The 8524-nt window shown below is 68.3% G+C and carries 10 protein-coding genes; 1 reads left to right on the forward strand and 9 read right to left on the reverse strand.

The genetic code is table 11. From position 1 onward, the window contains the following. The 3 genes from pnp to truB all read right to left on the reverse strand — a co-directional run. On the reverse strand, positions 1 to 1493 hold a 1493-nt coding region (gene pnp, locus ACT6QK_RS14155; RefSeq protein ID WP_444598468.1), incomplete at its 3' end, for a polyribonucleotide nucleotidyltransferase. A 248-nt stretch (positions 1494 to 1741) separates the two neighbouring features. Continuing rightward, positions 1742 to 2011, reverse strand: coding sequence for a 30S ribosomal protein S15 (gene rpsO / locus ACT6QK_RS14160; protein WP_444598469.1), 270 nt, complete (start codon positions 2009 to 2011; stop codon positions 1742 to 1744). Between the two features lie 88 nt (positions 2012 to 2099). After that, positions 2100 to 3032 (reverse strand): tRNA pseudouridine(55) synthase TruB, encoded by a 933-nt coding sequence (gene truB / locus ACT6QK_RS14165; RefSeq protein ID WP_444598470.1) that lies wholly within the window; start codon positions 3030 to 3032, stop codon positions 2100 to 2102. 56 nt (positions 3033 to 3088) lie between these two features. On the opposite strand from truB, the gene ACT6QK_RS14170 reads away from it, so the two are divergent. Continuing rightward, the gene (locus tag ACT6QK_RS14170; protein ID WP_444598471.1) at positions 3089 to 3685 is read left to right on the forward strand and encodes a hypothetical protein; all 597 of its coding nucleotides are present in this window, start codon (positions 3089 to 3091) and stop codon (positions 3683 to 3685) included. A 20-nt stretch (positions 3686 to 3705) separates the two neighbouring features. Here the strand turns inward: ACT6QK_RS14170 and ACT6QK_RS14175 are convergent, their stop codons facing one another. The 6 genes from ACT6QK_RS14175 to infB form a co-directional block, all read right to left on the reverse strand. Further along, positions 3706 to 4260 carry a hypothetical protein gene (locus ACT6QK_RS14175; protein ID WP_444598472.1) on the reverse strand — a complete coding sequence of 185 codons (555 nt, stop codon included), beginning with the start codon at positions 4258 to 4260 and terminating at the stop codon, positions 3706 to 3708. Continuing rightward, a complete protein-coding gene (gene rbfA / locus ACT6QK_RS14180) occupies positions 4257 to 4712 on the reverse strand; it encodes a 30S ribosome-binding factor RbfA (RefSeq protein ID WP_444598473.1) in 456 nt (151 codons plus the stop codon). The genes ACT6QK_RS14175 and rbfA overlap by 4 nt, the downstream gene beginning before the upstream one ends. Positions 4713 to 4779: 67 nt before the next feature. After that, the gene (locus ACT6QK_RS14185) at positions 4780 to 5202 is read right to left on the reverse strand and encodes a hypothetical protein (protein WP_444598474.1); all 423 of its coding nucleotides are present in this window, start codon (positions 5200 to 5202) and stop codon (positions 4780 to 4782) included. Further along, positions 5199 to 5870 (reverse strand): DUF2459 domain-containing protein, encoded by a 672-nt coding sequence (locus ACT6QK_RS14190; protein WP_444598475.1) that lies wholly within the window; start codon positions 5868 to 5870, stop codon positions 5199 to 5201. Before ACT6QK_RS14190 ends, ACT6QK_RS14185 begins: the two co-directional genes overlap by 4 nt. 19 nt (positions 5871 to 5889) lie before the next feature. After that, the gene (locus ACT6QK_RS14195; RefSeq protein WP_444598476.1) at positions 5890 to 6402 is read right to left on the reverse strand and encodes a hypothetical protein; all 513 of its coding nucleotides are present in this window, start codon (positions 6400 to 6402) and stop codon (positions 5890 to 5892) included. Between the two features lie 66 nt (positions 6403 to 6468). After that, positions 6469 to 8524, reverse strand: a 2056-nt coding sequence (gene infB / locus ACT6QK_RS14200; RefSeq protein ID WP_444598477.1) for a translation initiation factor IF-2, incomplete at its 5' end; no start/stop codon positions are given.

Here is an 8524-nt window from a genome sequence, read left to right on the forward strand (position 1 = left end):
ACCTTGAAGTCCATGTCGCCGAGGTGGTCCTCGTCGCCCAGGATGTCCGACAGGATGGCGAACTCGCCCGAGGGCTCCAGGATCAGGCCCATGGCGATGCCCGAGACGGGCTTCTTCAGGGGCACGCCCGCGTCCATCAGCGCCTGCGAGGAGCCGCAGACGGTGGCCATCGTCGACGAGCCGTTCGACTCGGTGATCTCCGACACCAGACGGATGGTGTAGGGGAAGTCCTCGTTCGACGGCAGCATCGGACGGATGGCGCGCCAGGCCAGCTTGCCGTGGCCGATTTCACGACGACCCGCGCCGCCCATACGACCGGTCTCGCCGACCGAGTAGGGAGGGAAGTTGTAGTGCAGCAGGAACTTCTCTTTGTACGTCCCGGTCAGGGCGTCGATGTACTGCTCGTCCTCGCCGGTGCCGAGGGTGGCGACGACGATGGCCTGGGTCTCACCGCGGGTGAACAGGGCCGAACCGTGGGTGCGCGGGAAGACGCCGACTTCCGAGACGATCGAACGGACCTTGTCCAGGGCGCGGCCGTCGACACGGTGACCGTTGTCGATGATGTCGCGACGCAGGACGTGGGCTTCGCATTCCTTGAAGGCGGTGGCGAACTTGGCCGGCTCGACGCCGTCCGGGTTCTCGTCGGTCTTCACCAGGGCCTCGGCGGCCTTCTTCTTGGCGGCGCCGACGGCGTTGTGGCGGTCGTGCTTGGCGGTGTGGGTGTAGGCCGCCTTGATGTCCTCGCCGACCAGGTTCTGGATGGCGGTGACGACGTCGGAGTGGTCCTCGGCCTGGAAGTCGAAGGGCTCCTTGGCGGCGTGCTCGGCCAGTTCGATGATGGCGTCGATGACCGGCTGCATGCCCTTGTGGGCGAACATCAGGGCGTCGAGGAAGGTCTGTTCCGAGAGCTCCTTGGCTTCGGATTCGACCATCATCAGAGCGTCGGCCGTGCCGGCGACGACCAGGTCCAGATCCGAATCCGGCAGCTGGTCGATGGTCGGGTTCAGGACCAGCTCGCCGTCGATGTAGCCGACGCGGGCGGCGGCGATCGGACCCATGAAGGGCACGCCCGAGATGGTCAGGGCGGCCGAGGTGGCGACCATGGCCAGGACGTCCGGATCGTTCTCCAGATCGTGCTGCAGGACGGTGACGACGACCTGGGTCTCGTTCTTGAAGCCCTTGACGAACAGGGGGCGGATCGGACGGTCGATCAGGCGGGAGACCAGGGTCTCCTTCTCGGTCGGACGGCCTTCACGCTTGAAGTAGCCGCCCGGGATCTTGCCGGCGGCGAAGGTCTTTTCCTGGTAGTTGACGGTCAGGGGGAAGAAATCCAGGCCCGGCTTGGGGGCGCGACCGTAAACGACGGTGGCGAGGACGACCGTCTCGCCATAGGTGGCCAGAACGGCGCCGTCGGCCTGGCGGGCGATGCGGCCCGTCTCCAGGGTGAGCGGGCGGCCGGCCCAGTCGATCGTCTTGCGTTTGATATCGAACATTTTCGTCTTTCATGTCCCGCGGGCGGATTCCACACGGGGTCCCATCAGTGGGTGGAGCGTCGGGCGTTCAGTCCTTCGGTCCATGGACCGCCGCCCCATGGCGATCGGTCCGGGAAGTCTTGAGGACTGCTATTGAGCCCTCGCGTCATTGCGCCGGTTCGTACCGCGGCGCGCGGCTGGTCTCTGTATGCGGAAAGAGGCGCGGACATGGCCCGCGCCTCGAAAACCTTCCGCTTCCCGTCCCGGCCTTAGCGGCGCAGGCCGAGCTTGGTGATCAGAGCGGTGTAACGCTCGCGATCGACCTTCACCAGGTGATCAAGAAGGCGACGACGCTGCGAGACCATCTTGAGCAGGCCGCGGCGCGAGTGGTTGTCCTTCTTGTGGGTCTTGAAGTGTTCGGTGAGGTTGGCGATGCGTTCCGACAGGATCGCGACCTGGACCTCGGCCGAGCCGGTGTCGCCGGCGGAGCGGGCGTTATCGGCGATGATGGCCGTCTTGCGTTCAGCAGTAACCGACATCGAAAGAGTCCTTTCTGGCCCTATGCTCGCCTCGCTGAGGCTCGCGGCTTGAGGGCGTTTGTGTTTTCCATCCGCCGTTTCACGGGCCTCAGGAAAGATTGAAAACGCGGTCGGGTTCGAAACGACCGGCCCGCAACTGACCGAGAGCGACGAGGGTCTGGCCCTGAAAGGCGGAAACGGTGCGGGAGCCGTCGCGAAGGCGGCTCTTGAGCGTTTCGACCTGTCGGGGGAGCAGAACGATCGGTCGTCCCTGACGAAGCGAGAAGGCGTCCTGTTCCGTCACGGCCAGATCCGGGATGTCGTCCAGAGCGGTCGCGACGGGCAGCAAGCCTTCCGAGGCGGCGTCCCTATGCACCAGATCGGTCAGGAAATCCAGTGTGACGGCGTTATCGACCGAAAACGGCCCCACCCGCTCGCGCCTGAGGGCCGAGACATGCCCCTCGGCGCCCAGCATGGCCGCCAGGTCGCGGGCCAGGGAGCGGACATAGACCCCCTTTCCGGTGCGGATGGTGATTTCCGTATGGTCTGGGTCCGGGGCGTCGGTGACGGCGGCCTCGTGGATCATGACGCGGCGGCTCTCCAGCTCGAACGCCACCCCTTCACGGGCCAGGTCATAGGCGCGCTGGCCGTCGACCTTGATGGCGCTGAAGCGGGGCGGGGTCTGGTCGATCTCGCCGGTGAAGGCCGGCAGGGCCGCCTTGACGGCCTCGACGGAGGGTCGGACGTCGGACCGGGCGATGATCTGGCCCTCGCGGTCAACGCTGTCGGTCGAAATCCCCCAGTGGATGGTGAAGCGATAGACCTTCTCCGCCTCCATCATGAAGGGGACGGTCTTGGTCGCCTCGCCAAGGGCGATGGGCAGTATGCCTGAAGCGAGCGGGTCCAGCGTCCCCGCATGCCCGGCCTTCTGGGCGTCAAACAGCCGGCGGACCTTGGTCACCGCCTCGGTCGAGCCCATCTCGAACGGCTTGTCGAGGCAGACCCAGCCGTTGACGATCTCGCCCTTCTTGCGACGGCCCATCAGTCCTGCTCCGTTGAAGAGGTTCGCGCCGCCAAAGACCGACTATGGGACCCACCATGCTGAACCGCCGAACCCTGCTGATCGCCGCAACCCTGCTGACGACGACGGGGATGGCGCGGGCAGAAACGGCCGCCGTCTTCACCCATCGCGGCTTCATCGTCGACATGACAGCTCTGGAGGCCGCGCGGCGCGACGAGATCGGGGCCTATGTGCGCCAGCAGATCGATCTGGTGGAGAGCCTGGACATCCGGCCCGAGATCAAGACCTGGTTCCGGGACGTGCGGATCACCCTCAATCCGGCCCTGAACATGCCCGGCCGGTTCGGCCCGTCGGGACTGGAGCTGGACGACAGCGTGTCGCCGCCCGACAATCCGGTCCTGCTGCACGAGCTGCTGCACGGCTACCAGCGCCATCTGCCCGGCGGCGGGCGAACCCCGACCCTGGTCGGCGCCTTCGAGGCGGCGAAGGCCGGCGGCCAGTGGCCGGCGCGGGCCTATATGCTCAGCAACCTCAACGAGTATTTCGCCATGACGGCCTCGGTGATGCTGTGGGGCCGGGCGGCGCGGCCGCCGTTCACCCGCGCGCGTCTGGTCGAGACCCAGCCCGACTATGCGGCCTGGCTGACGGAGGTGTTCGGGCTGAAGGTCGTCTGAGGACCGCAGCGGCGCCGCGGTCATGGCGCACCGAAGGCGCGGGCGAAGACCTGATTGCCCCGGGTGAAGAAGGTGGATGGCGGCGTCCGCAGGGCCTGGACGAAGAAGACGGAGCCGAAGCCGCCCCGGTCGGGTCCGCGATAGGCGGTCGCCATCTGGATGCGTTCGGCGCCGCGCAGGTTTTCGCAGCGCGCGCCGGTCGCCTCGATCCGGTCAGGAACCAGCGACCAGACCCGGGTCCAGTCGGGCTTCGGCTCTCCGGCGTCCCAAAGGAACTGGTCGTAGTCGGCGGTCGAGCCCGGTTCGAGCGGGCCTGAGAAGGTCGCGCAGTCCGCCAGATCGACGACCACTCGCCCGTTCGCGACAGTCAGTGTCGCCTTGCCGAGCGGCCCGTCGAAGACATGGACGCCGTCCTGGGCGAAGGCGTCGAGGACGGGGCGATGATAGTCCTCGCGCGCCCGCCGGTCCTCGGCGGCCCCGTCCGCGACGATGGCCGCGGCGGCAATCGTCAGGCAGCCGGACAACAGGGGCGAGAGCGCAAGCGTCAGGAGCAGGCCTCTCAGGGCAGGGCTCACGCCTCGTCCTCATCATCCTCGCGGGCGTTGAGGTCGGCCTGGACGCGGGGGTCGGCGAACAGACGGTCCATGTGGCTGGCGGCGTCGAAGCTTTCGTCGTGTCGGAAGCGCAGGTCGGGGGTGAACTTCATGTCCAGCTTGGCGCCCAGCCGGCCGCGCAGGAATTTGGCGTGGGCGTTCAGGGCCTTGATGATCTCGCTCTCATGGCCGGTGGTCTCGGCCGCCTCGACGCCCGCGCCGAGCGGTTCGACGAAACAGGTGGCGTGCTTCAGGTCGGGCGAGAGCCGGACCTCGGTCACCGTGATGGAGACGCCGTGCAGGGCTTCGTCATGGATTTCCTCCTCGCGGAAGACATCCACCAGGGCGTGGCGGATCAGTTCGCCGGCGCGGAGCTGGCGCTGCGACGGGCCGCTCGGCCCCGAGGCGTTTCGACTGTGTTGTTTGCGGGCCATGGGTTCGGCTCCTTCCTCTCGTCGCCCGCCGGGGATCGGACCCGGCTGAAAAGCGAAGGCGCGGGGTCTAGGCTTCTTGCGGTCCGGTGTCCAGCGGGACGGATGGAGCAGGGCCCAGGCCGAGGGCCATGCCCGCTCCGGCGCCGAGGCAGCCGAGCGGCATAAAGATACCGCCCAGCGGAAACAGGATTAAGACGGTCAGGCCGACCAGTCCGGACACGACGACGACCGCCCGGCGCGAGCATTGGCCCCAGGCGTTCAGGAGCGCGACCGCCGGCCAGCCGACAGCGATCACCCCGGCCAGACAGAGGGGCGCGCCGTAGAGGCCGGCGAGGACCGTGTAGAGCAGGCCGTCGAACAGGAGATTGAACCCCGAATCCGACGCCATCGAGATCAGGCCGCCGATCAGGGCGGACGCGGTCCCGAACAGGACGGCGAGAACCGTCATGCCGGCGATGCGGCCGAGGGTGAACCGGCGCCGGAGCATCATGCGGGTGTCGGCGGCGTCGCGCGGTCCACCGTCGCCCCGACCTCGCCGGAGGTGATGGACCAGACCGGCCGGATCGGCAGGCCACCGGCGTTCAGCACCTCCGCCGCCCAGTGGTTGCACAGGTGCAGGATGGAGAAGGTCTCGGAGGAGGCGAAGAAGCGGGCCGGATCGCCGGGCCGGGTCGCGGCCACGCGGGGTCGTCCGGTCGAGAGATCGAGCGACCGTTCCAGCCGTGAGCGGACATTGGCGAAGGCGGCCGGCGACAGGACCAGCCGCCTTTGGCCCTGGGGGAGGAAGGCGACCTCCGGCGGCCGGGTTTCAGGACGCAGCATCAGGACCGAGGGGTTGCCGCCGGGGCGGAAAAAGGCGCGGGCCCCGTCGGGCAGACGATCGCCGATCGGCCTCTGATCGACATAGAATTTCGCATCGCCCCAGCCGACGAGAATCCAGTCGCCGGGCGTGAGACCGTCGACAGCGGTCTTCAGCGGGCCGGGGCGGGACGCCAGGGCCGTGCGTGGCATGACGAAGTCGGTGTGGAAGCCGTTGTCCAGCACATGGACGGGGACGTCCGGGCCTGTGGCGTCGGGGCCTTCGGGCGCGCCAGGCCGGACCCAGGTCGCGAGGGCCAGGATCAGTCCGACCAGTCCGGCGATCAGGGAAAGACGCATCGGTCGGCTCGCGAAGGGATCAGGGGCGGGTCGGGATGCTGTCGGCGCCGGACACGCCCGAACGCGGCGGCAGGGCCCATTCGCCGCGATAGGTGTAGGACAGCTGGACGCAGTGGCGGAACTGGCCGTCGGCCCAGCGCCCGACCGCGTGTATGGTGAGGGGCCGAACGGCGCGCACCCGGCCCAGGACGAGGAAGGTCTGATCCGCGCCGGGGCAGAGGGCGCGGGCCAGGGGGCGGCCGTCACCGTCCACGGGCAGGGTGTATAGGGTGGTCTCGCCCGCACCCTCGGGCAGGACGCCGCGCGCCTGATCCGGTCCTCCGCGCTCGATCCTGGCCGAGCCGCGCGCGGTCGTGGAGATGATCCGGCGCACCGAGACCGCGCCGAACAGACCGCGCTCGACCTCCAGCGTCACCCCGCGCGTCAGGGCGGTGGTGATCCGGTCGGCGGAATCATAGGCCAGAAAACGGGTGTTGGCCGCCGCAGGCGTGGCGGCGGCGAGGAGGGCGAGGCTCAGGATCAGACGACGCATGAGGGTGTCATCTCCAGACTATGCGGCGGAAGGGAGGCGCGGACGCCCGCCTTCCGCCGTCACAGACTAGTCCAGCGTGCGCTTGATCTCTTCGACCGTGAAGCACTCGATGTAGTCGCCGGCCTTGATGTCCTGGAAGCCCTGGAACTGCATGCCGCATTCCTGGCCCGACTGGACCTCGTTGACCTCGTCCTTGAAGCGCTTGAGCGTCTGCAGGACGCCCAGTTCCAGGATGACCACGTCATCGCGGATGACCCGGACGCGCGCGCCCTTGCGAACCACGCCCTCGGTGACCCGGCAACCGGCGATGCGGCCGATCTTGGAGATGTCGAAGGCCTGAAGCACCTGGGCGTTGCCCAGGAAGGTCTCGCGCTGGAGCGGCGCCAGCATGCCCGAGAGCACGCCTTTGATGTCGTCCAGCAGGTCGTAGATGATCGAGTAGTAGCGGATCTCCACGCCCTCACGGTCCGCCAGGTCCTTGGCCTGTTTGGACGCACGGACGTTGAAGCCGAGGATCGGGGCGCCGGCCGACTTGGCCAGGGTGACGTCGCTCTCGGTGATGCCGCCCGCGCCCGACATGACGATGCGCGCACGCACCTCGTCGGTGCCCATCTTCTCGAGCGATCCGGCGATGGCTTCGCCGGAGCCCTGGACGTCGGACTTGATGAGGACCGGCAGTTCCGAAGCCTTCTTGGCGCCCAGCCTGGACATCATGTCGACCAGGGAGACCTGGTTGATGCCGCCGGTGGCCTTTTCGCGCTTCTGGCGCGCGCGGAACTCGGTCAGTTCGCGAGCGCGGGCCTCGTTCTCGACCGTGGCGAAGACGTCGCCGGGCGAGGGGGCCTCGTCCAGACCCAGGATCTCGACCGGAACCGAAGGACCGGCCTCGGTCAGCTGGGCGTTGCGTTCGTCGAGCAGGGCGCGAACCTTGCCCCAGGAGGAGCCCGCCACGACGATGTCGCCGCGCTTCAGGGTGCCGCGCTTGACCAGGACGGTGGCGACCGGGCCGCGGCCCTTGTCCAGCTTGGCCTCGATGACCACGCCTTCGGCGGCCCGTTCGGGGTCGGCCTTGAGGTCCATGACCTCGGCCTGGAGCAGGATGGCGTCCAGCAGGCCGTTCAGGTTGGTGCGGGCCTTGGCCGAAACCTCGATGATCTGGGTGTCGCCGCCGAGGCTTTCGGCGATGACTTCGTACTGCAGAAGCTCGTTGACGACCTTCTGTGGGTTGGCGTCCGGCTTGTCGATCTTGTTGACCGCCACGATGATCGGGGCGCCGGCCGCCTTGGCGTGCTGGATGGCCTCGACCGTCTGGGGCATGACGCCGTCGTCGGCGGCCACGACCAGAACCACGATGTCCGTCACATTGGCGCCGCGCGCCCGCATGGCGCTGAACGCCGCGTGGCCCGGGGTATCGAGGAAGGTGACCTTCTGGCCGTCTTCCAGACGCACCTGATAGGCGCCGATGTGCTGGGTGATGCCGCCGGCCTCGCCCGCCGCCACGTCGGTAGTGCGCAGGGCGTCCAGCAGAGAGGTCTTGCCGTGGTCGACGTGGCCCATGATGGCCACGACCGGGGCGCGGGGCGTGGTCGCGTCGTCATCGACGGCGTCGGACAGGAAGCCCTCTTCGACGTCGGAATCCGAGACCCGCTTGACGGTCATGCCGTATTCGTCGGCCACCAGTTCGGCGGTGTCGGTGTCGATGACGTCGTTGATCTTCACCATCATGCCCTGTTTCATCAGGAACTTGACGATGTCGACGCCGCGCACGGCCATCCGGTTGGCCAGTTCGCCGACGGTGATGACGTCGGGAATGACGACCTCGCGCGGACGGTTCGGCGTGTCGGTCGAGCCGCCCTTGCGCTTTTCCTTCTCGCGTTCGCGGGCGCGGCGGACCGAGGCCAGGGAGCGCATGCGCTCGGCCGTGTCGCCGTCACCGGCCACGGACTGGATGGTCAGGCGGCCTTCGCGGCGCTTGGGCTCGCCGCGCGTGCGCGAGACGGCCTTGCCGGCGTCACTGAAGCGCTTGTCGCGATCGTCCTCGGGCTTGCCGGGGCGGGCGAAGCCCGTGCCGGGCGCGCGGGCGGGACGCAGGACATTGGGTTCGGCGGGCGGGGCGTTGGGG

The sequence above is a fragment of the Brevundimonas sp. genome (genome assembly GCF_052436175.1).
In the GTDB taxonomy this organism is placed as follows: Bacteria; Pseudomonadota; Alphaproteobacteria; order Caulobacterales; family Caulobacteraceae; genus Brevundimonas.

Bases quoted from the DNA above. Each gene is read 5' to 3' on its own strand.
- ACT6QK_RS14170 (WP_444598471.1), top strand. From the start codon at position 3,089: ATGCTGAACCGCCGAACCCTGCTGATCGCCGCAACCCTGCTGACGACG.
- rbfA (WP_444598473.1), bottom strand. From the start codon at position 4,712: ATGGCCCGCAAACAACACAGTCGAAACGCCTCGGGGCCGAGCGGCCCG.
- truB (WP_444598470.1), bottom strand. From the start codon at position 3,032: ATGGGCCGTCGCAAGAAGGGCGAGATCGTCAACGGCTGGGTCTGCCTC.
- rpsO (WP_444598469.1), bottom strand. From the start codon at position 2,011: ATGTCGGTTACTGCTGAACGCAAGACGGCCATCATCGCCGATAACGCC.
- ACT6QK_RS14195 (WP_444598476.1), bottom strand. From the start codon at position 6,402: ATGCGTCGTCTGATCCTGAGCCTCGCCCTCCTCGCCGCCGCCACGCCT.
- ACT6QK_RS14190 (WP_444598475.1), bottom strand. From the start codon at position 5,870: ATGCGTCTTTCCCTGATCGCCGGACTGGTCGGACTGATCCTGGCCCTC.
- ACT6QK_RS14185 (WP_444598474.1), bottom strand. From the start codon at position 5,202: ATGATGCTCCGGCGCCGGTTCACCCTCGGCCGCATCGCCGGCATGACG.